Annotated in this window: 28 protein-coding genes; 12 read left to right on the plus strand and 16 right to left on the minus strand. The window is 62.8% G+C overall.

Translation table 11 applies throughout. From position 1 onward, the window contains the following. The first annotated feature begins 84 nt into the window (after positions 1-84). Entirely contained in the window at positions 85-1,347 is a 1,263-nt protein-coding gene (locus tag ACLIIZ_RS14595) for an HD-GYP domain-containing protein (protein WP_416693315.1), read from the plus strand. Between the two features lie 16 nt (positions 1,348-1,363). Here ACLIIZ_RS14595 and ACLIIZ_RS14600 read toward each other — a convergent pair whose 3' ends face one another. The 6 genes from ACLIIZ_RS14600 to ACLIIZ_RS14625 all read right to left on the minus strand — a co-directional run bounded on the left by ACLIIZ_RS14600 (position 1,364) and on the right by ACLIIZ_RS14625 (position 6,168). After that, positions 1,364-2,221: a sulfurtransferase gene (locus ACLIIZ_RS14600; RefSeq protein ID WP_416693318.1), complete on the minus strand. Its 858-nt coding sequence runs from the start codon at positions 2,219-2,221 to the stop codon at positions 1,364-1,366. Continuing rightward, complete coding sequence (locus ACLIIZ_RS14605; protein WP_416693321.1) at positions 2,200-2,550, minus strand: SpoIIAA family protein; 351 nt, start codon at positions 2,548-2,550, stop codon at positions 2,200-2,202. Before ACLIIZ_RS14605 ends, ACLIIZ_RS14600 begins: the two co-directional genes overlap by 22 nt. A gap of 34 nt (positions 2,551-2,584) precedes the next feature. Further along, positions 2,585-3,547 (minus strand): DUF4268 domain-containing protein, encoded by a 963-nt coding sequence (locus ACLIIZ_RS14610; RefSeq protein WP_416693323.1) that lies wholly within the window; start codon positions 3,545-3,547, stop codon positions 2,585-2,587. Next, positions 3,544-3,963 (minus strand): nucleoside 2-deoxyribosyltransferase domain-containing protein, encoded by a 420-nt coding sequence (locus ACLIIZ_RS14615; protein WP_416693326.1) that lies wholly within the window; start codon positions 3,961-3,963, stop codon positions 3,544-3,546. Before ACLIIZ_RS14615 ends, ACLIIZ_RS14610 begins: the two co-directional genes overlap by 4 nt. 95 nt (positions 3,964-4,058) lie before the next feature. Next, positions 4,059-4,910, minus strand: a complete 852-nt coding sequence (locus tag ACLIIZ_RS14620) for a DMT family transporter (protein ID WP_416693327.1) — start codon at positions 4,908-4,910, stop codon at positions 4,059-4,061. Between the two features lie 121 nt (positions 4,911-5,031). After that, positions 5,032-6,168: an aromatic ring-hydroxylating oxygenase subunit alpha gene (locus tag ACLIIZ_RS14625; protein WP_416693329.1), complete on the minus strand. Its 1,137-nt coding sequence runs from the start codon at positions 6,166-6,168 to the stop codon at positions 5,032-5,034. 127 nt (positions 6,169-6,295) lie between these two features. On the opposite strand from ACLIIZ_RS14625, the gene xseB reads away from it, so the two are divergent. The 4 genes from xseB to folE2 are packed head-to-tail and all read left to right on the plus strand — an operon-like array spanning position 6,296 to position 10,062. Further along, positions 6,296-6,511 carry an exodeoxyribonuclease VII small subunit gene (gene xseB, locus ACLIIZ_RS14630; RefSeq protein WP_374326641.1) on the plus strand — a complete coding sequence of 72 codons (216 nt, stop codon included), beginning with the start codon at positions 6,296-6,298 and terminating at the stop codon, positions 6,509-6,511. A gap of 20 nt (positions 6,512-6,531) precedes the next feature. Then, positions 6,532-7,392: a polyprenyl synthetase family protein gene (locus ACLIIZ_RS14635; RefSeq protein WP_416693406.1), complete on the plus strand. Its 861-nt coding sequence runs from the start codon at positions 6,532-6,534 to the stop codon at positions 7,390-7,392. 2 nt (positions 7,393-7,394) lie between these two features. Continuing rightward, positions 7,395-9,251, plus strand: coding sequence for a 1-deoxy-D-xylulose-5-phosphate synthase (gene dxs, locus ACLIIZ_RS14640; RefSeq protein WP_416693331.1), 1,857 nt, complete (start codon positions 7,395-7,397; stop codon positions 9,249-9,251). A 16-nt stretch (positions 9,252-9,267) separates the two neighbouring features. Next, positions 9,268-10,062: a GTP cyclohydrolase FolE2 gene (gene folE2 / locus ACLIIZ_RS14645; protein WP_416693334.1), complete on the plus strand. Its 795-nt coding sequence runs from the start codon at positions 9,268-9,270 to the stop codon at positions 10,060-10,062. Positions 10,063-10,169: 107 nt separating this feature from the next. Here folE2 and rplS read toward each other — a convergent pair whose 3' ends face one another. Genes rplS through rpsP form a run of 4 tightly spaced genes read right to left on the minus strand, consistent with a single transcriptional unit; the run spans position 10,170 to position 12,114 of the window. Then, the gene (rplS, locus tag ACLIIZ_RS14650) at positions 10,170-10,541 is read right to left on the minus strand and encodes a 50S ribosomal protein L19 (RefSeq protein ID WP_374326638.1); all 372 of its coding nucleotides are present in this window, start codon (positions 10,539-10,541) and stop codon (positions 10,170-10,172) included. A gap of 22 nt (positions 10,542-10,563) precedes the next feature. Continuing rightward, complete coding sequence (trmD, locus tag ACLIIZ_RS14655; protein ID WP_416693407.1) at positions 10,564-11,340, minus strand: tRNA (guanosine(37)-N1)-methyltransferase TrmD; 777 nt, start codon at positions 11,338-11,340, stop codon at positions 10,564-10,566. Then, positions 11,337-11,849 (minus strand): ribosome maturation factor RimM, encoded by a 513-nt coding sequence (rimM, locus tag ACLIIZ_RS14660; RefSeq protein ID WP_416693336.1) that lies wholly within the window; start codon positions 11,847-11,849, stop codon positions 11,337-11,339. The genes trmD and rimM overlap by 4 nt, the downstream gene beginning before the upstream one ends. Positions 11,850-11,862: 13 nt before the next feature. Beyond that, entirely contained in the window at positions 11,863-12,114 is a 252-nt protein-coding gene (gene rpsP, locus ACLIIZ_RS14665) for a 30S ribosomal protein S16 (RefSeq protein WP_416693338.1), read from the minus strand. Between the two features lie 143 nt (positions 12,115-12,257). On the opposite strand from rpsP, the gene ACLIIZ_RS14670 reads away from it, so the two are divergent. From ACLIIZ_RS14670 to ACLIIZ_RS14680, 3 genes are read left to right on the plus strand one after another with little or no spacing between them, the layout of a single operon-like run. Then, positions 12,258-13,769: a hypothetical protein gene (locus ACLIIZ_RS14670; protein ID WP_416693340.1), complete on the plus strand. Its 1,512-nt coding sequence runs from the start codon at positions 12,258-12,260 to the stop codon at positions 13,767-13,769. 24 nt (positions 13,770-13,793) lie between these two features. Then, entirely contained in the window at positions 13,794-14,390 is a 597-nt protein-coding gene (gene wrbA / locus ACLIIZ_RS14675; protein WP_416693342.1) for an NAD(P)H:quinone oxidoreductase, read from the plus strand. Further along, positions 14,387-14,737, plus strand: coding sequence for a DUF2069 domain-containing protein (locus tag ACLIIZ_RS14680; RefSeq protein WP_416693344.1), 351 nt, complete (start codon positions 14,387-14,389; stop codon positions 14,735-14,737). Before wrbA ends, ACLIIZ_RS14680 begins: the two co-directional genes overlap by 4 nt. A gap of 51 nt (positions 14,738-14,788) precedes the next feature. On the opposite strand, the gene ACLIIZ_RS14685 is transcribed toward ACLIIZ_RS14680, so the two are convergent. The 5 genes from ACLIIZ_RS14685 to ilvB all read right to left on the minus strand — a co-directional run bounded on the left by ACLIIZ_RS14685 (position 14,789) and on the right by ilvB (position 20,524). Further along, complete coding sequence (locus ACLIIZ_RS14685) at positions 14,789-16,333, minus strand: 2-isopropylmalate synthase (protein ID WP_416693346.1); 1,545 nt, start codon at positions 16,331-16,333, stop codon at positions 14,789-14,791. 16 nt (positions 16,334-16,349) lie between these two features. Next, positions 16,350-17,102: a CDP-diacylglycerol--serine O-phosphatidyltransferase gene (pssA, locus tag ACLIIZ_RS14690; RefSeq protein ID WP_416693409.1), complete on the minus strand. Its 753-nt coding sequence runs from the start codon at positions 17,100-17,102 to the stop codon at positions 16,350-16,352. 174 nt (positions 17,103-17,276) lie between these two features. Continuing rightward, complete coding sequence (ilvC, locus tag ACLIIZ_RS14695; protein WP_416693348.1) at positions 17,277-18,293, minus strand: ketol-acid reductoisomerase; 1,017 nt, start codon at positions 18,291-18,293, stop codon at positions 17,277-17,279. Positions 18,294-18,313: 20 nt separating this feature from the next. Then, the gene (gene ilvN, locus ACLIIZ_RS14700) at positions 18,314-18,805 is read right to left on the minus strand and encodes an acetolactate synthase small subunit (RefSeq protein WP_374326627.1); all 492 of its coding nucleotides are present in this window, start codon (positions 18,803-18,805) and stop codon (positions 18,314-18,316) included. 18 nt (positions 18,806-18,823) lie between these two features. Next, positions 18,824-20,524: a biosynthetic-type acetolactate synthase large subunit gene (ilvB, locus tag ACLIIZ_RS14705; RefSeq protein WP_416693351.1), complete on the minus strand. Its 1,701-nt coding sequence runs from the start codon at positions 20,522-20,524 to the stop codon at positions 18,824-18,826. A gap of 77 nt (positions 20,525-20,601) precedes the next feature. Between ilvB and ACLIIZ_RS14710 the strand changes: the two genes are divergently transcribed. From ACLIIZ_RS14710 to ACLIIZ_RS14725, 4 genes are read left to right on the plus strand one after another with little or no spacing between them, the layout of a single operon-like run. After that, positions 20,602-21,201: an RNA polymerase sigma factor gene (locus ACLIIZ_RS14710; protein ID WP_416693353.1), complete on the plus strand. Its 600-nt coding sequence runs from the start codon at positions 20,602-20,604 to the stop codon at positions 21,199-21,201. Continuing rightward, on the plus strand, positions 21,198-21,617 hold the full coding sequence (locus ACLIIZ_RS14715; protein WP_416693355.1) for a DUF3619 family protein: 420 nt from the start codon (positions 21,198-21,200) through the stop codon (positions 21,615-21,617). The genes ACLIIZ_RS14710 and ACLIIZ_RS14715 overlap by 4 nt, the downstream gene beginning before the upstream one ends. Beyond that, positions 21,617-22,099 carry a DUF3106 domain-containing protein gene (locus ACLIIZ_RS14720; protein ID WP_416693357.1) on the plus strand — a complete coding sequence of 161 codons (483 nt, stop codon included), beginning with the start codon at positions 21,617-21,619 and terminating at the stop codon, positions 22,097-22,099. The genes ACLIIZ_RS14715 and ACLIIZ_RS14720 overlap by 1 nt, the downstream gene beginning before the upstream one ends. Positions 22,100-22,114: 15 nt before the next feature. Continuing rightward, positions 22,115-22,576 (plus strand): RDD family protein, encoded by a 462-nt coding sequence (locus ACLIIZ_RS14725; RefSeq protein WP_416693358.1) that lies wholly within the window; start codon positions 22,115-22,117, stop codon positions 22,574-22,576. Here the strand turns inward: ACLIIZ_RS14725 and lptG are convergent. Continuing rightward, entirely contained in the window at positions 22,526-23,599 is a 1,074-nt protein-coding gene (gene lptG, locus ACLIIZ_RS14730) for an LPS export ABC transporter permease LptG (protein WP_416693359.1), read from the minus strand. The genes ACLIIZ_RS14725 and lptG overlap by 51 nt on opposite strands. Between the last annotated feature and the right edge of the window lies 1 nt (position 23,600).

The following is a 23,600-nucleotide window of genomic DNA, read 5'->3' on the forward strand; positions in this document are numbered from 1 at the left end:
CGTGGGCGCGTTCATCTTCCTTTCAGCCTGTTCTGCTCTAATGGGCGAATACCGATCCGGACCACCGCCAGCCGCCGACTGCCGATGAAGACTTTCAAACAACGCGCCGCACGCCGCATCGCCGCCATCAGCATGCTTCTGGCATTGATCAGCGGCCCGCTCGCCTGGCTGATTTCGCGCGAGATCGCCGAGGAGAACATGGTCTCGCTGGCGATGGAGGAATCCCGTCACATCCTGGGCGACCGCGACAGCTTCGCCCTTCCCGCCGAGAAACAATTGCCGCTGCGCGCCGACGAGGCGGCGCTGGCGATCACCGGCGGCCTGTTCGACATTGCCGAAATCTACGACGCCGACGGCCGCAAGCTGGCCGAGGCCAGCACGCCGGCCGGCGAGGCCGTCGAATCGCTACTGCCCAAGCATGGCCGGCCGAATTACCGGACCCCCAGTTATCAAAGCCTGAAGCTGCCTGAACAGGGCTGGATACTGCGCATTTTCGTTCCCCTGGAAGGACGCGACGCCGAGCGTCCGGCCGGCTTTTTCGAGGGCGTACGCATCGTCCCGGAATGGCAGAAGGAAGAACTGATGCGCGGCGCGCTGACCATGGCGTTGATCGTCGCCGCCGCTTCACTGCTCTGCGGCCTGACCATCTATCCCTTCGTCGTCCATCTGTCGGCGGAAAACTCGCGGCGGGCGGAAGCGCTGCTCGAATCGCATCTGTCGATGATGGAAGCGATGGGCCGCGCCGTCGCCCGCCGCGATTCCGACACCGGCGCCCACAACTACCGGGTGGCCTGGATCGCCGCCTGCATCGGCGAAGCGCTCGGACTGGAACGGCCAGCGATGCAGGCATTGATCGTCGGCAGCTTCCTGCACGATGTCGGCAAGATCGGCATCCCCGATGCCATCCTGCTCAAACCCGGGCGGCTGGACGCCGAGGAAATGGCGACCATGCGCACCCACGTCGCGCAGGGCGAAGCCATCGTCGCCGGTATCGGCTGGCTGGACGAGGCGGCTGCCGTGGTTGCCGGCCACCATGAAAAATGGGACGGCAAAGGTTACCCGCGCGCTCTGAGTGGCGAAAACATTCCCCTGGCGGCCCGCATCTTCGCCATTGCCGACGTTTTCGATGCTCTGGTCTCACGCCGTCCGTACAAGGAGGCGATGCCATTCGCCGCCGCCATCGAGATCATCCGCCAGGACAGCGGCAGCCATTTCGACCCGGCGCTCGCCGCCATCTTCCTGAACATCGCCGAAACGCTGCACACCCGGCTGCAATGTTGCGACGAAGCCGACTGCCGCCGCCTGCTCGACGACAAGGTCCGCCACCATTTCTTCGCGCAGGCCTGAGCCCGAACGCGAAAGCTCAGCGTTCGACCGGCCGCGCCGGATCGGCGCACCACTCGCTCCACGAGCCGCCGTAGAGCCGCGAACCGGGCAGGCCGGCGACTTCCATGGCAAGGATGTTCTGGCAGGCGGAAACGCCCGAACCGCAGTAATGGACGACCGCGGCCGGCGCCCCGCCAGCGAGTTGCGCGCGCCATTCGGCGGCCAGTTCGGGCGCCGGCTTGAAGCAACCGTCGGCAGCGAGGTTGTCGCCGAAGAAACGGTTGCGCGCCCCGGGAATGTGGCCGGCCACCGGATCGATGGTTTCGTTTTCGCCGCGGAAGCGGTCGGCGGCCCTGGCATCGATCAGACGCCGGTCCGCCGACCCCAGCCCGGCCAGGACGTCGTCAACATCGACGGTCCACGAGCGCAAGTGCGGCTGGAAGTCGCCCGGCACGGCGCTCGGCCGCTCCCGGCTCAAGGCCCCGCCGGCCCGGCACCAGGCCGCCCAGCCGCCGTCGAGCACGGCGACGGCATCGTGGCCGAGCCAGCGCAACAGCCACCAGAGACGGCTGGCGATCATGCCGTTACCGTCGTCGTAGGCGACCACCCGGGTCTGCCGGTCGATGCCGAGCGCCGCCAGCCTGCCGGCCAGCACTTTGGGATCGGGCAAGGGATGGCGCCCGTTGCGGCCGTTCAGCGGACCCGACAGGTCGCGGTCGCAATGCAGGAAGAAAGCACCGGGCAGGTGCGCCTCGCCGTAGGCCCGCTCGCCGTAACCGACATCGGCCAATTGATGGCGGACATCGACGATGCAGCAGTCGGGCTCGCCGAGCTGCGCCAGCAACTGCGCCGGCCGGATCAGCGGCCCGAAGTTCAAGCCTCGCCTTCCAGCCATTCATCGGCCGCAGCGGGATCGTCGAAGACCTGCACGTCGGCATTGACGAAGGTCTGCGACAGCCAGGCGCTCCAGGTCACCCACTCGCTGTCGGTAATTACCGCGACGCGATTGAAATCGTTCGCGTGGGCGCGCGAGAACTTGACTTCCTCCCAGGCGACGTCGAGCGTCAGCGTGCCCATCTTGGTCAGGTCGAAGAACAGGTCGACCGGGCCTTCGAACTTGATCTTGTAATTGACGACTTCCTCGAATTCACGATAGTCGGCCAGCGTGAATTCGCCGAACACCGAAACATTGACCCGGTGGGCCTTGTGGTCGATGACGATCATGGTTTGCTCCGTTGTTGTTGTGGCTGTATCCAGTTTAAGCCAGATCAGCAGCGGAAAGAGAGACGATCAGCGGACGAAAGACTTTTTCCATCCGGGCAACATTGCTTTCCAGCCAGGCATGTAACTGAGGCCAGGCCGTTTCGTCGTCGAGGTCACTATTCGAACGAACGACTGCGATCACGCAACCCTTTTTATCTGGCAATTCGTTCCATTCCATCACCGATGCCATACTCGCTTCAACGCTGTCTCGACGATCCCGCAAGTACCTGAAAACCGCCTTTGGCGGCAGATCGTCGCAATTGATGTAAAGACGAACCAGCATCTGGCGTTCGTTACGCTTAATCACCCCCTCAATGGAGAACCCCGTCCGCCCAACGCGAAACGATTGCCAAGACTGTGCCGACGGCTTCGGCGCGCGGAGCCCCTTGAGCATCATGTAATCGCGAAATGCCGACCAGAATTTCAACTGCAAGGCTTGCGTCGGCGATGCGCTCCCGGCTTTGGCAGCCTCATCGCGCACCGCCCGACTCCAGTCGTTTGGCCGACAAATCATGTTGAATTTTGGCGCCGGCTCCGAATCACCGATACGCCACAATTCAATCTCAAGCCCGAAGAACTGCCATTCGTCGTGCGTGATCTCGTTGAGCCAGTCGATCGCCGCACGGTGTTCATCAGTGAAACGCGAAGCGATCCAAACAATACTTCTCGCCTCCAGCGCCGCGGCGTAAGTCAGTATCTGTCCCAGATGGCTGTGATCCGTTTTTTCCAGCTGATTTTCGATCAGGACATGGGCACCGCTGAAAATATCCTTGCAAACAATATCCGCGGCATAGGGTCCGACGGCAACCTCCTGACCGACCAGTTCCAGATCGAGCCCCAACTCTTCGGATAAAACCGCCAAATTAGAGGATTGAGCCATCCACGGCGTGAAGTTATAGGCCTCGTGCGGCCAAACCTCGCGCAAATCGACACGTGTCAGTCGCCCCAAAACAGTCATTGCTGCTCCTTGCTGCATTCAGGTCGGCAGCAATGCGAGAGGTGTGTCGCCGCACTTTTCAAGGAGTCAAACGCGCGGCCTCCGTTGCGCTCAACCATTTGCGCAACCGCCCCCAGCGACTTCCATTGCCCATCCGTAAACTTCTCGTCGTCGTCATCACGCAGCCTGACGAACACAGTTTTCTCCGGTCGCTTGTTGCTGTCGTCGATCACTTCCGCAATCGAATAAACACCGGTCATCTTCGGCGTGATGACGTACAAACACACATCGCACTCTTCCCGCTGTCGCAGTTCTTCGGCCATGCGATCAGGCGTCCAGTCATCCACTACAGGATTGAAGAATTCAGCTTCGAGTAGCGGAATGATCCGACGACGCCACGTTGACTCGTTGCACGTACCGCCCAAAAAAACCTTCATTTCGTCACTGTCCTTTCTTCGTAATAGTGCCGCCGAAGCGATATACCGATGCACTTTTATACCTGAATTGACATGAGAATACCTGACTGACAGGTTTAATCCTGCTCCACCGGGCTGGCACGCGAAAAATGCGTCGCCGCGATGCCCGACAGGACGATCAGGCCGATCGCTGCCCACGCCGACGCCGGCAGCACTTCGCCCCAGAACAGCATGCCGGCGAGGCTGGAAAAGATCACCGTGCTGTAGGCCAGTGCCGCTGACAGCAGAGTCTTGCCGCGTGAGTAGGCGCGCGTCATCGCCAGTTGGGCGAGCGTCGCGAAGCCGGCGACGCCGAACAGCAGCAGTCCGCTGTCGGCGTCGACCGGGTGGATCTCGCCAAAGACGAGCCAGACGGCGGCACAGACGCTGGCGACGAGCGAAAAATAAAAGACGGTGCGGATTTCCGATTCGCCGCGGGCGCCCAGTTCGCGCACGCTGAAGTAGGCCATTCCGGCCATCACGCCGGAGGCGAGTCCGACCAGACCGCCGACCAGTTGCTCGGCCTGGAAGGTCGGCTTGAGCAAGAGGATGACGCCGGCCAGGCCGAGCGCCAGCGCGCCGAGCATGCCGCGCCGCACCTGCCAGCCGGCCAGCGCCAGGTAGAGCGCGAGGAAGATCGCCGAGGTGTAGTTGAGCGTTACCGCGGTCGCCAGCGGCAGCAGCGTGATCGCGTAGAAATAGGCGAACAGCGCCGCAAAGCCGACCAGGCCGCGGCTGATCTGCCAGCGCCAGTGCGGCGTCGCCAGCCGGACGCCGCGCAGGCGAACCAGCCCGAACATCAGCAGCAGGGAGATGAAGCTGCGGTAGAAGGTGATTTCGACCGCCGAATGGGTCTGCGCCGCCAGTTTGACGCAAACACCCATGCAGGCGAACAGGAAACTGGCGGCGATCATCCACAGGGATTGCATGCGTGATTCGACTCGGGCGGTACGGCCGGGCTTCGAGCCACGGACCGGCAAGAACAAAGAAAAGGGCGCCGGATTCTACCCCGACGCCCCGGTCGACCGCGGAAGCGACTGAAAAATCCGCTCAGCGGCCTTCGATTTCCTTCTGCATGATGCGCCGGTAGAACTCGTGGAAGTGCTGCATGCCATCCTCCATCGGGCTCTGGTAGGGGCCGACCTCGTTCTTGCCTTCAGCCAGCAGCGCCTTGCGGCCGCGGTCCATGCGCTCGCCGATGTCGTCGTCCTCGATCGCCGTCTCCATGTAGGCGGCGCGCTCGGCTTCGATGAACTCGCGCTCGAAATCGACGATTTCCTCGGGGTAGTAGAACTCGACGACGTTCATCGTCTTGTCCACGCCCTGCGGGATCAGCGTCGACACGACCAGCACGTGCGGGTACCACTCGACCATGATGTTCGGATAGTAGGTCAGCCACACCGCGCCCTGCGGCGGGGTCTGCCCGCGGTCGCCGTAGTACTCGCGGACCACCTTCTGCCAGCGGTTGTAGACACCGGAAGTGGATTCCTTGAGCAGCGAAGTGATGCCGACCTTCTGTACCGAGTACCAGTCGCCGAACTGCCAGCTCAGGTCGTCGCAGGTGACGAAGTTGCCCAGGCCCGGATGGTAGGGCACGACGTGGTAGTCCTCCAGATAGACCTCGATGAAGGTCTTCCAGTTGTAGTTGCACTCGTGCATCTCGACATGGTCGAGCTTGTAGCCGGAGAAGTCGAAATCGCGCGCGGTCAGCATGCCGGCCAGGTCGACGTTGGCCGAACGCGGCCCCTTGAAGAGCAGACCGTTCCAGTTCTCCAGCTTGACCTTATCGAGGTTCAGGCAGGGATTCTGCGGGAAGTGCGGCGCCCCGATCAGTTCGCCGGACTGCTCGTAGGTCCAGCGGTGGATCGGGCAGACCACCGGCCCTTCGAGCCTGCCGGCGCCTTGCAGCATGATCGCCTGACGGTGGCGGCAGACGTTGGACATCTGCCAGATGCCGGCATTCGGCCCGACCGCGCCGCCGTTGAGCAGCATCTGACCGTGGTCCTTCCATTCCTGGGTACGGTAGTCACCCGCTTCCGGCACCATCAACTGGTGGCCGGCATAGCCCGGACCGGCATCGAAGATGAGCTTCTTCTCCAGCGCGTGAATCCGTTCATCGAAATACCAGTCCACCGGCAGTTGGGAAACTGCAGGGGCCAACCGGGACGAAGTCGCCATGTCGGACATTCCTAGCCTCCAGCGGGTTAAAAAAGGGATGTCGATTTTATCCTGAATTTGACCGAAATACCCCGCATGGAGTATTTTCATACGTTTCCTGAACGACCAAGTCATGGATCCCACCCCGATAGCCGAGATGAAATTCGAGGTCGCCCTGGCCGAACTGGAAGCCACCGTCGCCAGCATGGAAAACGGCCAGTTCGAACTGGCGGAATCGATTGCCGCGCATAGGCGCGGCATGGCGCTGATCCAGCATTGCCAGAACCTGCTGGCAAAAGCCGAAGAAGAAGTACGGATCATCGAGAACGGTGTCGCCCGCGACGTCGATCGCAACACCCTGGAGGCCCAGTGAGCCTTTCCTTTGCCGACTGGATGGCCGCTACCCAGGCCCGTACCGAAACCGCGCTGGCCCGCTGCCTGCCCGCCGCCGAAACGATTCCGCAACGCCTGCACGACGCCATGCGCTACGCCACGCTGGGCGGCGGCAAGCGCGTTCGCCCGCTGCTGGTCTTCGCCGCCGGCGAACTGGCCGGCGCCGACGCCGCCCGCCTCGATGTCGCCGCCTGCGCGGTCGAGCTGATCCACGCCTATTCGCTGGTGCACGACGACCTGCCGTGCATGGACGACGACGTGCTGCGCCGCGGCCGGCCGACCTGCCACGTCGAATACGACGAGCCGACCGCGCTGCTCGTCGGCGACAGCCTGCAGACGCTGGCCTTCGAACTGCTGGCCAGCCAGCCGCTCGGCGAACGTCAGCTCGAAATGATCGCCCTGCTCGCCCATGCCAGCGGCTCGCGCGGCATGGCCGGCGGCCAGGCGATCGATCTCGCATCGGTCGGCAAGCCGCTCGAACAGGTCGAACTGGAACTGATGCACGCGCTGAAGACCGGCGCCCTGATCCGCGCCGCCGTGCTGCTCGGCGCCCTCGCTGGCGAGCCCCTGAGCGAGACCGAACGGCAGCAGCTCGACCGCTTCGCCAAACGTGCCGGCCTGCTCTTTCAGGTCGTCGACGACATCCTCGACTGCACGGCGAGCACCGCCACCCTCGGCAAGACCGCCGGCAAGGACGAAGCGGCCGACAAACCGACCTACGTCGCCCTGCTCGGCCTCGAACGCGCCCGCGCCTACGCCGACGAACTGCGCAGCGAGGCGCTGGCAGCGCTGAACTGTTTCGGCCAGCGCGCCGACCGGCTGATCCAGCTCGCCGACTTCATCTGCCACAGGCAATTCTGAACATGACTTACCCGCTGCTGCAAACCATTGACCGCCCCGCCGACCTGCGCGCCCTGGAGCGCAAGCAACTCGACCAGGTGGCCGGCGAACTGCGCGATTTCCTGATCGAATCGGTGTCAGGAACCGGCGGTCACCTGTCGTCCAACCTCGGCACCGTCGAGCTGACGATCGCCCTGCACTACGTGTTCAACACGCCGGACGACCGCCTGGTCTGGGACGTCGGCCACCAGTGCTACCCGCACAAGGTATTGACCGGGCGCCGCACCGGCATGAACAAGCTGCGCATGCGCCACGGCATCGCCGGCTTCCCCAAGCGTTGCGAGAGCGAATACGACACTTTCGGCGTCGGCCATTCGTCGACTTCGATCTCGGCGGCGCTGGGCATGGCGCTGGCCGCCAAGCAAAAGGGCGAAGCGCGCCAGGTGATCGCCGTCATCGGCGACGGCGCGATGTCCGCTGGCATGGCTTTCGAGGCATTGAACAATGCCGGCGTCGCCGACGCCGACATGCTGGTCATCCTCAACGACAACGAGATGTCGATCTCGCCGCCGGTCGGCGCGCTGAACAACATCCTGACCCGCCTGACCTCGAGCAAGACCTTCAACGCCGCCCGCTCGGCCGGCCGCCACATGCTCGGCTTCGCGCCGCCGCTGCTTGAGCTGGCGCGCCGCGCCGAAGAGCACGTCAAGGGCATGATCGCCCCGGGCACGCTGTTCGAGGAATTCGGCTTTCACTACTACGGACCGATCGACGGCCACGACCTCGACGCGCTGATCCCGACCTTGGAAAACCTCAAGGGCATCAAGGGTCCGAAGTTCCTTCACGTGATCACCAAGAAGGGCCAGGGCTACAAGCTCGCCGAGAGCGACCCCATCCTTTACCACGGCGTCGGCAAGTTCGCGCCGGGCGAAGGCATCCAGTCCGGCAAGGGCGGCGGCAAGCTGACCTATACCCAGGTCTTCGGCGACTGGCTGTGCGATCAGGCGCGCGCCGACCAGCGCCTGGTGGCGATCACCCCGGCGATGCGCGAGGGCTCCGGCCTGGTCCGCTTCGCTCAGGAATTCCCCGGCCGCTACTACGATGTCGGCATCGCCGAACAGCACGCCGTCACCTTCGCCGCCGGGCTGGCCTGCGAAGGCCTGAAGCCGGTGGTCGCCATCTACTCGACCTTCCTGCAGCGTGCCTACGACCAGTTGATCCACGACGTCGCGCTGCAGAAGCTACCGGTCGTCTTCGCCATCGACCGCGGCGGCCTGGTCGGCGCCGACGGGCCGACCCACCACGGCAGCTTCGACCTTTCCTTCGCCGCCTGCATTCCCAACTTGACGATCATGGCCCCGGCCGACGAAGCCGAATGCCGGCGCATGCTGTCGACCGCCTTCGCCCACGACGGTCCGACGCTGGTCCGCTACCCGCGCGGCGGCGGCACCGGCAAGCTACCGTCTCCCGAGCTGGACACGCTGCCACTGGGCAAGGGCGAGGTCCTGCGCCGCGGCAATCGGGTCGCCTTGCTCGCCTTCGGCAGCCTGGTGCCGGCGGCACTGGCCGCCGGCGAAGCGCTCGACGCGACGGTGGTGAACATGCGCTTCATCAAGCCGCTCGACAACGCGCTGATCGGCGAACTCGCCGGGAACCATTCGCTCCTGGTCAGCATCGAAGAGAATGCCGTGATCGGCGGCGCCGGCTCGGAAATCGAACGCCTGCTCGGCGAACGTGGCAGCAACGCTGCCGTGCTGCGCCTCGGTCTTCCCGACCAGTTCGTGGATCACGGCGAACAGGGCCAGCTCCTCGCCGAGCTTGGCCTCGACAAGGAAGGCATTGTGCGCCGCGTGCGCGAACGCCTCGACAACCCGCTCTAACGGACTGAACAGCCCCATGACCCCGACTCCCATCCCCGACGTCCAAAGCTCCGCCGACACGCGCCAGATCGCGATCAACAAGGTCGGCATCAAGGCCATCCGCCACCCGATCAAGGTGCAGGACAAGGCCGAAGGCATCCAGCACACGATCGCCGTCTTCAACATGTATGTCAGCCTGCCGCACAACTTCAAGGGCACGCACATGTCCCGCTTCGTCGAGATCCTGAACTCGCACGAACGCGAGATTTCGGTCGAGAACTTCCCGACCATGCTGCGCGACATGGTCGTCCGCCTGGAAGCGGAAAGCGGCCACATCGAGATGAATTTCCCGTATTTCATCAACAAGACGGCACCGGTTTCCGGCGTCCAGAGCCTGCTCGACTACGACGTCACCTTCATCGGCGACATCTGCGGCGGCGAGATCGTCACCTCGGTCAAGGTCGTCGTCCCGGTGACCAGCCTCTGCCCGTGCTCGAAGAAGATTTCCGAACGCGGCGCTCACAACCAGCGCTCGCACGTCACCGTCACCGCCCGTACCAACGACTTCATGTGGGTCGAGGAACTGGTCCAGCTGGTCGAGTCGGAAGCCTCCTGCGAACTCTACGGCCTGTTGAAGCGCCCGGACGAGAAGTACGTCACCGAGCGCGCCTACGACAACCCGAAATTCGTCGAGGACATGGTCCGCGACGTCGCCGCCCGCCTCAACGCCGAGCCGCGCATCGACAGCTACGTGGTCGAGTCCGAGAACTTCGAGTCGATCCACAATCACTCGGCCTACGCCCTGATCGAGCGCGACAAGCGAACTGGCTGAACCATCCGGTAACGCCCCCCCAGAGGCGCTACGGCGCCTTTTTATATATCAGCGTAAACAAAAAAAGGGGCCGAAGCCCCTTTTCAGATATTGCTGCGAACCGTCGATCAGGCGGAAGCCTTCTTCGCCGGCAGCTTTTCCTTGATGCGGGCCGACTTGCCGGAACGCTCGCGCAGGTAGTACAGCTTGGCGCGACGGACATCGCCACGACGCTTCAGTTCGATCGAGGCGACCAGCGGCGAATAGGTCTGGAAGGTACGCTCGACGCCTTCGCCCGAAGAAATCTTGCGAACGATGAAGGACGAGTTCAGGCCGCGGTTACGCTTGGCGATGACGACGCCTTCGTAAGCCTGCAGACGCTCGCGGTTACCTTCCTTGACCTTGACCTGAACGACGACGGTGTCGCCCGGGGCAAATTCGGGAATGGTCTTGCCCAGGCGGGCGATTTCTTCTTGTTCCAGCTGTTGAATCAGGTTCATGTGAGATCCTTTTTGTAAAACATTACTCACCGCATTGCTCCGCGCCGGAAATTTCCGTGAGGAGTTGCGTCTCTTCCGCAGTCAGACTGCGTTGCGCCAGCCATTCGGCAAACAGCTCCGGTCGGCGCTTCCGGGTTCGCGCCAGCGACTGTTTCAGCCGCCAGCGACGAATTTTTTTGTGATCGCCGGAGACCAGCACTTCCGGCACCGGCATTCCCTCATAAACCTCGGGACGGGTGTAGTGCGGGCAATCCAGCAGACCATCGACAAACGAATCTTCCACCGCCGAGGCGGCATCACCAAGCACCCCCGGCAACTGTCGGACGACGGCATCGATCAGCACCATCGCCGGCAACTCGCCACCGGAGAGCACGAAATCCCCGATCGATATTTCTTCATCGACGCAGCGCTCGATCAGACGCTCGTCAATACCTTCATAGCGACCGCAGAGCAGGATCACCCCTTCTCCGCCATGCGCCAGCCGCATCACCCGCTCATGGGTCAGCGGCGCGCCTTGTGGCGACAGGTAGATCACCCGGCTCGCCGGAAAACCTGCCGCAGCCTGGGCCGCCTTCGCCGCCGCGATCGCCTTTTCCAGCGGCGCCGCCTGCATCAGCATGCCCGGACCGCCACCGAAAGGCCGGTCATCAACCCGACGCCAGGCGTTTTCCGCGTAATCGCGCGGATTCCACGCCTGCCACTCCCAACGACCTTCTTCCAGTGCCCGGCGGGTAATCCCGCTTTCCGTGACCGCTGCGAACATCTCCGGAAACAGCGTCACGCCGTCGAAGCGGATCACCAATCGCAGCCCCAGGCCACCCGGATCACCCCGGCAGGCTTGTCCACCTCCAGAACAACTGCGTCAACGAAAGGCAACAGCCTCTCCTCGCCGGCATCGTTCACTACCTGCAGCACATCGTTGGCGCCGGTCTCGATCAGGGCGGCCACCTTGCCGAGCAGAGCGCCTTCTTCGTTCACCACCGCCAGACCAAGCAGGTCGGCCCAGTAAAACTCACCGTCGCCGGTTTCCGGCAGGGCCTCACGCGGCACGCCGATCAACTGGCCCTTCAACCCTTCCGCTGCCGTCCGGTCGGCAATGCCGACAAACGACACCACCAAGCCGTCGCCGTGCGCTTTCAGGCCATGCAATTCGGCCTCGCGCCACGGCCCACCTTCCCGGCCCAGATACCAGACCGGAATGCGACGCCAGCCAAGCGGATCATCCCCGAAAGGATGCAACCTGATCCAGCCTTGGATTCCGTACGCCTCGGCAAGCCTGCCGAGAACGACAATATCGTTGCTGGACAAGGTGTTACGAAACTCAGGCAGCCTGCTTGGCGTTCTGCTTGACCAGGCGGGCAGCGGTCGGCGACAGCTGTGCACCTTGCTCCAGCCAGTAGGCCAGACGATCGCCAGCAATGCGCAGTTGCTCGGCGGCACCGGAAGCGACCGGGTTGTAGAAGCCGATGCGCTCGACGAAACGACCGTCGCGACGATTACGGGAATCGGTGACAACCATGCTGTAGAACGGGCGCTTCTTGGCGCCGCCACGGGCGAGACGGATAACAACCATGTGAATACTTTCGTAAGCGGGGAAAAAGACGCAAGATTATAGCGGTTTGTCGATGAAAAACAAGCCACTTAAGAAGCGACCGCCGACCGCAGGGCCGCCCCCTGGGTGCCGAGCGAACGAGTTTTTGCTATTCTTTACAAATCATGGCAAAAATCGCGAACAAGGAAGCTCCCCCGGAGAGCGAGGAACTGGTCAAGGGCATCCTGGAATGGCTGGCCTTGGCGCGCGGCCACTCAGAGGACGCCGAGGAACTTCTGCAGCAACTTCTCAGCTTGCGCGAGGCGGCGATCGGACCGCTTCCCCACGTCAAACTCCTCGATCTGCTGTTTGCCCATGCCGAATCCATCCTGCAAGCCGAATTACCCGGCCTTCAACAGCCAACGCTGCCGATCACCCGGAAAACCCGCCAGAAAACCAAGGCGCTGCTGAAACTGCTGGAAACCCTGGCTCAGGAATACTTCAATTCGCTGGCCGCCCACTACAACCCACAGGACGCCCTACCCGACGAACGCATGCAGGCCTCGCTGCGGCGTGCCGTGCAGGCGATTGGCGCACAGATCCAGATTCACCATCTGGTCGCCGCGCCACCCGGCAACGGACTTTGGCAACAACTGAACGCGGCATACCGTACCGCCCGCCGACTTGGCATCGAACGCCTGAGCAACACAACGGGAAGCGCCAGCATTGAGCGCATGTACAGCGACATACTGTTGAAAGCGATCGCTCAACCCGCCTCTTTTTCTTCGACCGAACTGGCGCTGATCAGCACGCTGACCGAACGCCTCGGACATTTGATCAAGCTCACCGACACCCCGCCCGACGGCGCTGGCGATGATGTCTTCTGGATCGATCTCGAGCGCGACAGTCCCGCATACGCAATGGTGCGACGCCAGCCTGGCGAAGGTATCAGACCGCTTTATTTTGCCGCTGGCGAGTTGGCGGCTGAAGTCCACAAGCTCGCCATCGCCCTTGATGCCGGCACCGCCCCCGAGAGCCTGGGCCTGCCAAACATGGCGGGCAACGCCGCCGGACGTGGTGTCCTGCGGCGCCTGGAAAAGCTCTGGGGCTTTCCCGCCAGACGCAAGTTTCCGCGCCGGCGTCATGCCTATCGCGCCCGCGTCTGCCTGGGCCTGGAAGCTCTGCACCGCCTGCTGCAACGCCAGGAAATCAGCGAAGACATCAGCGAGTGGATGGTCACCAACGAAAGCCCTGAAGGCTATGCCTTGATGCACATGAGCGGCAGCACCGCCAGCCTGCGCGTCGGCGACATCGTTGCCTTGCAGCCGCGCGACGAATTTTCGCCACGCGCTGACAACTGGCATGTCTGCATCGTGCGCTGGGCGATCTCGGAGAACCCGGAGCATATCGAACTCGGTTTGCAGCTACTTGCCAGCCGGGCATTTTCGGCGCAGATCGCTGATCCGGCCTGGCCGCAAAGTGGTCCGATGAGCGTCCTGGTGCTCCCGGAGGCTCCGCCGCTACGGCTGACGCAGTCGCTGATCGCGCCGACCGGCGGCCTCGCTGAAAATCGTCGGCGCATGGTACTGCTGACCGAGCAGGGCAACCTGCAGATCCGCGAAGTCCGGACCGGCGATCTCAACGAGCAGACCGGCGTCGTCGAAATCTTCACCCTGCTGCCCGACGACGAGGACTGAGTGCGGCGGCTATAATCCGGCCCCATGCACGACATTCTCGTTCTCTATTTCAGCCACCGCGGCTCGGTGCGCGCCCTGGCCGAACGCCTGGCCCGCGGTATCGACTCGGTCGCCGGCGCCCACGCCAGGCTGCGCACGGTACCGCGCGTCACCACGGTGTGCGCGACTGGCGAACCGGCGATTCCGGACAGCGGCGCGCCCTACGTCGAGATGCGCGACCTTGAGGAATGCGCCGGCCTGGCGCTGGGCAGCCCGGTCCGTTTCGGCAACATGGCGGCACCGATGAAGTACTTTTGGGACGGCACCATCGCCGCCTGGCAGAACGGCAGCCTGGCCGGCAAGCCGGCTTGCGTCTTCACGTCGAGTGCCAGCCAGCACGGCGGCAACGAAACGACGCTGCTGAGCATGATGCTGCCGCTGCTGCACCACGGCATGCTGCTCATGGGCCTACCGTACACCGAGCCCGAACTGTCGTCGACCAGCGGCGGCGGCACGCCTTACGGCGCCAGCCATGTTGCCGGCGCCGGCGGCGATCCCCAACTGAGCGACAGCGAAAGCCGCCTGGCTTTTGCCCAGGGACAGCGGCTGGCGCGCCTCGTCCTGCAACTGGAGCAGCGATGAGCCCGCGTTTCTACCAGAACCTGACCATCGTCAGTCTGATCGCCTTGACCTTCCTCTGTCTGGCCTGGGAGGCCTGGCTGGCGCCGCTGCGCCCGGGCGGATCGTGGCTGACGCTGAAGGCGGTGCTGCTGCTGGCACCGCTGTTCGGCATCCTGCACGGCAAGCGCTACACCTACAAGTGGCTGTCGCTGCTGATCCAGTTCTACCTGCTCGAGGGCCTGACCCGGGCCACCAGCGACCACGGGCTTTCGCAGCGGCTGGCCGTCGGCGAAACGCTGCTCGCCGTCGTCGTTTTTGCCGGCGCGGTGATGTTCATCCGGTCGACACGCAACACCGGGTCACAATGAAAAAAGCCGCGCCCATGAGCGCGGCCTTCCAATCAACTGCAACCAGACCGGTCAGATGTCGTCGCCCTGGGCACGCACCTTGTCTAGGGTCGATTCGAGCTTGTTCAGCGCGTTCAGGTAGGAACGTGCCGAAGCGATGACGATATCGGTGTCAGCGCCGTTGCCGTTGACGATGCGGCCACCCTTGGCCAGGCGCGTCGTCACCTCGCCCTGGGCGTCGGTACCGGTGGTGATCGCATTGACCGAATAGAGCAGCAACTCGGCGCCGCTAGCGGCGATGCTTTCAATCGCCTTGAACGTCGCATCGACCGGCCCGCCACCGCTGGCCTCGGCCTTGTGTTCGACGCCGCCGACGTTGAGGATGACCGTCGCCAACGGCATCTCGCCGGTTTCCGAGGTGACCCGCGAATAGACCAGCTTGTAATGCTCCTGCTCCGGCGTCACGACTTCGTCGGAGACCAGCGCGTGCAGGTCCTCGTCGAAAATCTCGTGCTTCTTGTCGGCCAGTTCCTTGAAGCGGGCGAAGGCGGCGTTCAGCGTTTCGTCGCTATCCAGCTCGATCCCCAGTTCCTGCAGGCGTGACTTGAAGGCATTGCGCCCGGAGTGCTTGCCGAGCACCAGCTTGTTCTGCGTCCAGCCGACATCCTGGGCACGCATGATCTCATAGGTCTCGCGGTGCTTGAGCACGCCATCCTGATGGATGCCGGACTCGTGCGCGAAGGCGTTGGCGCCGACGACGGCCTTGTTCGGCTGCACCGGGTAGCCGGTGATCTGCGAGACGAGCTTGGAGGCGGCGACGATCTGCGTCGTGTCGATCCGCGTCTCTACCGGGAAGACATCGGCGCGGGTACGCACGGCCATGACAATTTCTTCCAGCGCGGCGTTGCCGGCGCGCTCGCCGAGGCCGTTGATCGTGCATTCGACCTGGCGGGCGCCGGCCAGCACGGCGGCCAGCGAGTTGGAGACGGCCAGGCCGAGATCGTTGTGACAGTGCACCGACCAGATCACCTTGTCCGAGTTGGGCACGCGCTCGATCAACTGGCGCATGGTCTCGGCGTACTGCGAGGGAATGTTGTAGCCGACCGTGTCGGGCACGTTGATCGTCTTCGCCCCGGCCTTGATCACCGCTTCGAAGATGCGGCACAGGAAGTCGATTTCCGAACGCCCGGCGTCCTCGGCCGAGAACTCGACGTCGTCGGTATATTGCCGTGCCCAGCCGATCGCCTTGACCGCCTGCTCGACCACCTGGTCGGGACTCATGCGCAGCTTCTTCTCCATGTGGATCGGGCTGGTCGCGATGAAGGTGTGGATGCGGCCCGACTTGGCCGGGCGGATCGCCTCGCCGGAGCGGGCGATGTCGTTCTCGCTGGCGCGGGCCAGCGAGCAGACCGTCGAATCCTTGATCGCCTGGGCGATCGCCTGGATCGATTCGAAGTCGCCGGGCGAGGCGGCAGCAAAGCCGGCCTCGATCACGTCGACGCGCATCTTCTCCAGTTGGCGGGCGACGCGGATCTTCTCCTCGCGCGTCATCGACGCGCCGGGGCTCTGCTCGCCGTCGCGCAGGGTGGTGTCGAAAATGACCAGATGTTGTTTCATGGGTACTCCGTGAGACTCAGACCGGCTTGCGCTTCAGCAAGCCGACGGCGGCCAGGATGTAGCCGGACAGGCAATAGCCGACGAAGAAGGCGAACAGCGCGATTTCCGGGCTGTAGGCAACCAGCGCAAAAACCAGCGCAATCGCCGCAATCGAGAAGAAGGGCACGCTCTTCTTCAGATTAACGTCCTTGAAGCTGTAATAGCGGATGTTGGAGATCATCGTCACCCCGGCCAGCACGGTCAGCAGGCAGGCAATCCAGCGCACGTCGCCACCCGGCACGCCGGCAACGATCATCACCCAGACCAGGCCGGCGACCAGCGCCGCCGCCGCCGGGGAAGGCAAGCCCTGGAAGAAACGCTTGTCCATCACTTCCAGCGTCGTATTGAAACGCGCCAGGCGCAGCGCGGCGCCAACACAATAGATGAAGGCGGCGATCCAGCCGATGCGCCCAAGGTCGCGTAGCGCCCATTCATAAGCCACCAGTGCTGGCGCGACACCGAAGCTGACCATGTCGGACAGGGAATCGTATTCGGCGCCGAAAGCCGACTGGGTGTTGGTCAGGCGGGCAACGCGGCCGTCGAGGCCATCGAGCACCATGGCGATGAAAATCGCCATCGCCGCCCGCTCGAAGTCACCCTGCATGGCCTGGACGATGGCAAAGAAACCGGCAAACAGGGCCGCCGTGGTGAACATGTTCGGCAGCAGGTAGATGCCGCGCCGTTTGACTTCCGGATTGAACAGGGTTTTACGGGGTTTGAGTTCGGTCATGGGCAGCGAGGAAGAGCTGGAACGGTGCAAGGATACACCCTTCCCACAAACAATTCGGGCGGTGCAGATTCCTACACCGCCCAAAGCGAAGGTAGCGCTAGGCGCGCCCGCGCAGACAGTACGTCAGTACGGCAAGCGGAAGCAACGCCGCGCTACCGAGCCAGCACCAAAACCTTAGTTCTTGGATTGGTCGACCAGCTTGTTCTTCTTGATCCACGGCATCATGTCGCGCAGCTGGCCGCCGACCGTTTCGATCGGATGCACGGCGTTCAGGCGACGGCGGGCCGTCATCGAAGGATAGTTGGTACGACCTTCGAGGATGAACATCTTGGCGTACTCGCCGGTCTGGATGCGCTTCAGGGCATTGCGCATGGCTTCGCGCGACTGGGCGTTGATGACTTCCGGACCGGTCACGTACTCGCCGTACTCGGCGTTGTTCGAGATCGAGTAGTTCATGTTGGCGATGCCGCCTTCGTACATCAGGTCGACGATCAGCTTCAGTTCGTGCAGGCACTCGAAGTAGGCCATTTCCGGCGCGTAGCCGGCTTCGACCAGGGTCTCGAAGCCCATCTTGACCAGCTCGACGGCGCCACCGCACAGAACGGCCTGCTCACCGAACAGGTCGGTTTCGGTTTCTTCGCGGAAGTTGGTCTCGATCACGCCACCCTTGGTGCCGCCGTTGGCAGCCGCGTAGGACAGGGCGATGTCCTTGGCCTTGCCGGACTTGTCCTGGTAGATGGCGATCAGCGACGGCACGCCGCCACCCTTCAGGTATTCGGAACGGACGGTGTGGCCCGGGCCCTTCGGGGCAACCATGATCACGTCGAGGTCGGCGCGCGGCACGACCTGGTTGTAATGCACGTTGAAGCCGTGGGCGAAAGCCAGGGTGGCGCCCTGCTTGATGTTCGGCTCGACGTCGTTCTTGTAGACCTCGGGGATGTTCTCGTCCGGCAGCAGGATCATGACCAGATCGGCGGCAGCGACGGCATCCTTGACTTCGGCAACCTTGAGGCCGGCGCCTTCGGCCTTGGCCCAGGAGGCACCGCTCTTGCGCAGGCCGACGGTGACGTTGACGCCCGAATCACGCAGGTTCTGGGCGTGGGCATGGCCTTGCGAGCCGTAGCCGACGATGGTGACGTTCTTGCCCTTGATCAGGGAGAGGTCGGCGTCCTTGTCGTAATAAACTTTCATGGAATCCTCTTATGGGTAAATCAGACTTTGAGAATGCGATCGCCGCGACCGATGCCACAGACACCGGTACGGACGGTTTCGAGAATCAGGCCGGCATCCAGCCCGGCGATGAACGAATCCAGCTTGCTGCTCGCCCCGGTCAGTTCGATGACGTAGGTCGATTCAGTGACGTCGATGATGCGGCCGCGGAAGATATCGGCCATCCGCTTCATCTCTTCGCGGTCCTTGCCGGTAGCACGGACCTTGATCAGCATCAGCTCGCGCTCGACGTGCGCGGCCTCCGAGAGATCGACCACCTTGACCACGTCGACCAGCTTGTTGAGCTGCTTGGTGATCTGCTCGAGCACGTCGTCCGAGCCCGAGGTCAGGATGGTCATCCGCGACAGCGAGGGATCTTCCGTCGGTGCCACGGTCAGCGATTCGATGTTGTAGCCGCGGGCCGAGAACAGGCCGGCGACGCGGGACAGGGCGCCCGCTTCGTTTTCGATCAGGATGGAAATGATGTGTCGCATGTTGTTTTCCTTACCCGCTTACAGTTCTTCGGCCAGGATCATTTCGGTCAGGCCCTTGCCGGCGGCGACCATCGGGAAGACGTTGGCACCCGGATCGATGATGAAGTCCATGAAGACCAGATCGTCCTTGTGCTCGGTGAAGGCCTTGCGCAACGCCGGCTCGACGTCTTCCGGCTTCTCAATGCGCATGCCGACATGACCGTAGGCTTCGGCGAGCTTGACGAAGTCGGGCAGCGAGGTGACGTAGGACTGCGAGTAACGCTTCGAGTAGAACATCTCCTGCCACTGGCGGACCATGCCGAGCATGCCGTTGTTCAGGTTGATGATCTTGACCGGCAGACCGTACTGCTTGCAGGTCGACATTTCCTGGATGCACATCTGGATCGAGCCTTCGCCGGTGACGCAGGCAACCTGCGCATCCGGATTGGCCATCAGCACACCCATGCCGTACGGCAGGCCGACTCCCATCGTGCCCAGGCCGCCGGAATTGATCCAGCGCCGCGGCTTGTCGAACTTGTAGTACTGCGCGGCGAACATCTGGTGCTGGCCGACGTCGGAAGTGATGAAGGCATCGCCACCGGTCACTTCGTAAAGCTTCTCGACGACGAACTGCGGCATGATGTGGTTCGACTGGCGATAGGCCAGCGACTTGCGGCCGCGCCATTCGTCGATCTGCTTCCACCAGTCGGCAACTTCCGGATCGGTCTTGCAGCCGCCGTCGAGCAGCTTGAGCATCTCGTCGAGCACGTCGGCGACATTGCCGACGATCGGCACATCGACCTTGACCCGCTTGGAAATCGACGACGGATCGATGTCGATATGGATGACGCGGCGCTTCTCGCTGCCGAAGTGTTCCGGGTTACCAATGACGCGGTCGTCGAAGCGGGCGCCGACGGCCAGGATCACATCGGCGTAGTGCATCGCGTTGTTGGCTTCGAAGGTGCCGTGCATGCCGAGCATGCCGACGAACTGGCGGTCGGTCGCCGGGTAACCACCGAGGCCCATCAGCGTGTTGGTGACCGGGAAATCGAGCTTCTGCGCCAAGCGAGTCAGCTTGTCGGCCGCGTCGGACAGGATCACGCCGCCGCCGGTGTAGATGATCGGCCGCTTGGCTTCCTGCAGCATCTGCACGGCCTTCTTGATCTGGCCGAGATGGCCCTTGACGACCGGGTTGTACGAACGCATCTGGATCGTCTTCGGGTAGTCGAACTCGCACATCTGCGCCGTGACGTCCTTCGGGATGTCAACGACCACCGGACCGGGACGGCCGGTCGCGGCGATGTGGAAGGCCTTCTTGATCGTGATCGCCAGATCCTTGACGTCCTTGACCAGGAAATTGTGCTTCACGCAGGGGCGGGTGATGCCGACCGTATCGCACTCCTGGAAGGCGTCCTGACCGATGTAGGCAGTCGGCACCTGGCCGCACAGCACGACCATCGGGATCGAATCCATGTAGGCGGTGGCGATGCCGGTCACCGTATTGGTGACGCCTGGACCGGAGGTCACCAGCGCGACGCCGACGCGCTGCGAAGAACGCGAATAGGCATCCGCAGCATGCACCGCAGCCTGCTCGTGGCGTACCAGGACATGCCTGACCTCATCCTGCTTGAAAAGGGCATCGTAGATGTGCAGAACGGAACCGCCTGGGTATCCGAACACGCAATCGACCTTTTCTTCCTGCAGGCACCTGATTACAATTTCCGCACCGCTGATCATCATACTCGAGCCCAAAAAGCAGTTAACTTAAAAGGGCATAACCTTAATCGACACCCCCCCGTGCGGTCAAGATTCAATCCTTGACCCTCCGACCCCAACCCCAGTCAGAAAGTCCCACCCTGGCCACCCCGTACCAGCTCTCAAGTTTTCTCGAGAACACCGAGCGGCGCGCCTTCAAGCAGGCCGTTTATGCGGTGCGAGACGAGGAAGCCGCGCTCGACATCGTTCAGGATGCGATGATGAAGCTCGCCGAAAAATATGGCGACCGCCCGGAAATGGAACTCCCCCTGCTTTTCCAGCGCATCCTGCAGAACGCCATCCGCGACCATTTCCGGCGCAGCAAGGTCAGAGCCCTATGGACCACCGCACTCTCCGCCTTTACGTCCGACGACGATGACCAGGACCCTCTCGAAACACTCCAGTCCACGCAGGAAATCGATCATCCGGAAACCCCGGAGAGCCAGTTGTTCCAAGCCAGGACACTTGCCCTGATCGAGGAGGAATTAAAAAAGTTGCCGCCACGTCAACGCGAAGCCTTTGTCATGCGTTACTGGGAAGAGTTGGATGTTGCCGAGACGGCAAGTGCGATGGGCTGCTCTGAGGGGAGCGTCAAAACGCATTGCTCGCGGGCCACGCATACGTTGGCCGCGGCCTTGTCGGCGAAGGGGATCAAGTTATGAATGAAGAAAGACAGGCATACCGCATCAAGCAGGCATTGGACCATGGCCTGCAGGACATTTCACCGGCCAGCACCCGGCGGCTGGAGGCCGCGCGCCATCTGGCGCTGGCGCGTCAGAAGCAGGCGGAAAGCCAGTTGCTGGCGAACACGACGACCGGACACTCGTTCTCCACCTCTTTCGGCAGAGCTTCCTTACCTACCGGGTTCCGGCAAGGACTGGCAATAATCGGCCTGCTGCTCGGCATGTGGATATCTTTTTACTGGCACAGCGAACAGTATGTCGCCGAAATCGCCGCGACGGACAGCGCCCTGCTGGCCGACGATCTTCCACCGGATGTACTGCAGGACAATGAATTTCTCGCATGGCTCATAGACAACACGGACGATACGGCGGAAGAAGCGTTCTCGGAGGAATGATGCTGGCCGCGCTGCTGGCCTTCACCCTCCCGGCGCAAGCCAACCCGCCGACCAGCGCAGTGATCGGCACCCCGCCGCAGCCGGACTGGGCCGGGCTGACGATCGAACAGCGAAAAATCCTGATGCCGCTCGCCAGCGACTGGAACCAGATGGAGCACATCCGCCGCAAACAGTGGCTGACCACCGCTTCCCGCTACCCGAAGATGGGCACCAAGGAACAGGAACGCGTCCAGAAGCGGATGCGCGACTGGGCGACGATGACGCCCGAGCAGCGCAACCGGGCCCGTGACAACTATCGCGACCTCTCCAAGCTGCCCAGCAAGCATCAGGAACAGATCAAGAAGAAATGGTCGGCCTACAAGAATCTCCCCGAAGAGGAAAAACAGGGCGTCCGCGAGCGCCACAAATCGGCTATCCTTCTCGCCCCGCCACCCGCACCGGAACCCGTCGCCAGCGAGGAAACACCGCCGCCGGCGCAGTAGTCCTGCCGCCCCACGATGATTCACGATCCCACCAGCCTCGGTCGCCGACTTGGCGCCATGGTCTATGAAGGCCTGGTCGTCTTCGCCATCCTGATCGCCTTCTTCCTCTTCCCGCAGATCGTGCTGCAGGGCTTCGGCTTCCAGCCCAGCGGCAAGCTGCAATGGCTGCACGTCTTCCTGGTGCTGCTGGTCTATTTCGGTTGGTGCTGGTTGCACGGCGGCCAGACCTTGCCGATGAAAACCTGGAAACTGCGCCTGGTCGACCATAGCGGCGCTCCGCCGCGTCCGTTGCAGGCCATCCTGCGCTACATGGCGGCTTGGCCCAGCATCTGCCTGCTCGGCATCGGCATCTTCTGGGCGCTCATCGATCGCGAGGGTCTCTTCCTGCACGACCGGATCGCCGGCACCCGCATCATCCGCGACGACTCAGCGCCGCTCGACCCACCAGATCATCGTCGCGGCAGCCAGAAGAAATAATGCGGACGGCGCCGCGGCACTGGCGAACGGTGGCCAAGCATTGATCACGCCAAGGTTGGAAAAGAGACCGTTGAGCGCGTAAAAGGTGATGCCCAGCATGACCCCACCAAAAATCTTCAAGCTGACACCACCGACCCGGTCATGGAAGTAGCCGAAAGGCAAGGCCAGCGTGACCATGACCAGCGACGCCAACGGGTAGAAGATCTTCTTCCAGATGGCGATTTCGTAGCGTTCGGTAGTCTGCCGGTTTGCCGACAGGTGACGGGTATAGCCAAACAGGTCGTACAACGACATCCGCTCCGGAGCGACCATCAGTACCGACAACAACGTCGGCGTGATCGACGACTGCCAGAGATCGCTGGCGAGGTGGACGACACTCGCCTGATCGCCAGCCAACTCGGTCCTGACGACATCCTTCATCAACCAGCCGCTACGTTCGACGTAGGAAGCGGAGTTCGCCTCGGTCACCGAGCGCAGTGCATTATCCCGATCGAAGCGGTAGATGCGCACGCCCTCAAGGTAATTTTCATTCAGCGCGTTGCGCACATTGATGAAATCCTTGCCATCCTTGACCCAGATACCGCTGATGAAACCCTGCTGGGCAAAGGATTTGTCCATGGCGCTGGCCTTGACCTCCTGGCCCAGACGATCGGCGAACGGGACCACCGTCTCGCCAAGAACGAATGTGGCGACTGCGAGCAGGATAGCCGCCCGGTAAAGCGTCCGCAGCAATTGCCCGGTCGTCAGCCCGGAAGCCCGCAGGACGGTTATCTCGGAATGCCGGGCCAGGGTGGCCAAGGCATACAGCGTGCCGATCAGGCAAGCCACCGGAATCAGTTCGTATACCAGGCCGGGCAACGAGGCCAGAACGATCAGCATGGCGCTGCCGACACCGTACCGCCCCCGCCCAACCCAACGCAGCTCATCGACGAAATCGAAAAATCCGAACAAGGCGACGAACGCGAACAACACGAGCAGGATGGCCAGCATCGTCTCGCGCACCAGATAACGCTGATAAGTCATG

The organism is Azonexus caeni (genome assembly GCF_048146105.1).
Classification (GTDB): domain Bacteria; phylum Pseudomonadota; class Gammaproteobacteria; order Burkholderiales; family Rhodocyclaceae; genus Azonexus; species Azonexus aromaticus_B.

Bases quoted from the DNA above. Each gene is read 5' to 3' on its own strand.
- ACLIIZ_RS14595 (WP_416693315.1), top strand. From the start codon at position 85: ATGAAGACTTTCAAACAACGCGCCGCACGCCGCATCGCCGCCATCAGC.
- ACLIIZ_RS14600 (WP_416693318.1), bottom strand. From the start codon at position 2,221: ATGGCTGGAAGGCGAGGCTTGAACTTCGGGCCGCTGATCCGGCCGGCG.
- ACLIIZ_RS14605 (WP_416693321.1), bottom strand. From the start codon at position 2,550: ATGATCGTCATCGACCACAAGGCCCACCGGGTCAATGTTTCGGTGTTC.
- ACLIIZ_RS14610 (WP_416693323.1), bottom strand. From the start codon at position 3,547: ATGACTGTTTTGGGGCGACTGACACGTGTCGATTTGCGCGAGGTTTGG.
- ACLIIZ_RS14615 (WP_416693326.1), bottom strand. From the start codon at position 3,963: ATGAAGGTTTTTTTGGGCGGTACGTGCAACGAGTCAACGTGGCGTCGT.
- ACLIIZ_RS14620 (WP_416693327.1), bottom strand. From the start codon at position 4,910: ATGCAATCCCTGTGGATGATCGCCGCCAGTTTCCTGTTCGCCTGCATG.
- ACLIIZ_RS14625 (WP_416693329.1), bottom strand. From the start codon at position 6,168: ATGTCCGACATGGCGACTTCGTCCCGGTTGGCCCCTGCAGTTTCCCAA.
- xseB (WP_374326641.1), top strand. From the start codon at position 6,296: ATGAAATTCGAGGTCGCCCTGGCCGAACTGGAAGCCACCGTCGCCAGC.
- ACLIIZ_RS14635 (WP_416693406.1), top strand. From the start codon at position 6,532: ATGGCCGCTACCCAGGCCCGTACCGAAACCGCGCTGGCCCGCTGCCTG.
- dxs (WP_416693331.1), top strand. From the start codon at position 7,395: ATGACTTACCCGCTGCTGCAAACCATTGACCGCCCCGCCGACCTGCGC.
- folE2 (WP_416693334.1), top strand. From the start codon at position 9,268: ATGACCCCGACTCCCATCCCCGACGTCCAAAGCTCCGCCGACACGCGC.
- rplS (WP_374326638.1), bottom strand. From the start codon at position 10,541: ATGAACCTGATTCAACAGCTGGAACAAGAAGAAATCGCCCGCCTGGGC.
- rpsP (WP_416693338.1), bottom strand. From the start codon at position 12,114: ATGGTTGTTATCCGTCTCGCCCGTGGCGGCGCCAAGAAGCGCCCGTTC.
- ACLIIZ_RS14670 (WP_416693340.1), top strand. From the start codon at position 12,258: ATGGCAAAAATCGCGAACAAGGAAGCTCCCCCGGAGAGCGAGGAACTG.
- wrbA (WP_416693342.1), top strand. From the start codon at position 13,794: ATGCACGACATTCTCGTTCTCTATTTCAGCCACCGCGGCTCGGTGCGC.
- ACLIIZ_RS14680 (WP_416693344.1), top strand. From the start codon at position 14,387: ATGAGCCCGCGTTTCTACCAGAACCTGACCATCGTCAGTCTGATCGCC.
- ACLIIZ_RS14685 (WP_416693346.1), bottom strand. From the start codon at position 16,333: ATGAAACAACATCTGGTCATTTTCGACACCACCCTGCGCGACGGCGAG.
- pssA (WP_416693409.1), bottom strand. From the start codon at position 17,102: ATGACCGAACTCAAACCCCGTAAAACCCTGTTCAATCCGGAAGTCAAA.
- ilvC (WP_416693348.1), bottom strand. From the start codon at position 18,293: ATGAAAGTTTATTACGACAAGGACGCCGACCTCTCCCTGATCAAGGGC.
- ilvN (WP_374326627.1), bottom strand. From the start codon at position 18,805: ATGCGACACATCATTTCCATCCTGATCGAAAACGAAGCGGGCGCCCTG.
- ilvB (WP_416693351.1), bottom strand. From the start codon at position 20,524: ATGATGATCAGCGGTGCGGAAATTGTAATCAGGTGCCTGCAGGAAGAA.
- ACLIIZ_RS14715 (WP_416693355.1), top strand. From the start codon at position 21,198: ATGAATGAAGAAAGACAGGCATACCGCATCAAGCAGGCATTGGACCAT.
- ACLIIZ_RS14720 (WP_416693357.1), top strand. From the start codon at position 21,617: ATGCTGGCCGCGCTGCTGGCCTTCACCCTCCCGGCGCAAGCCAACCCG.
- ACLIIZ_RS14725 (WP_416693358.1), top strand. From the start codon at position 22,115: ATGATTCACGATCCCACCAGCCTCGGTCGCCGACTTGGCGCCATGGTC.
- lptG (WP_416693359.1), bottom strand. From the start codon at position 23,599: ATGACTTATCAGCGTTATCTGGTGCGCGAGACGATGCTGGCCATCCTG.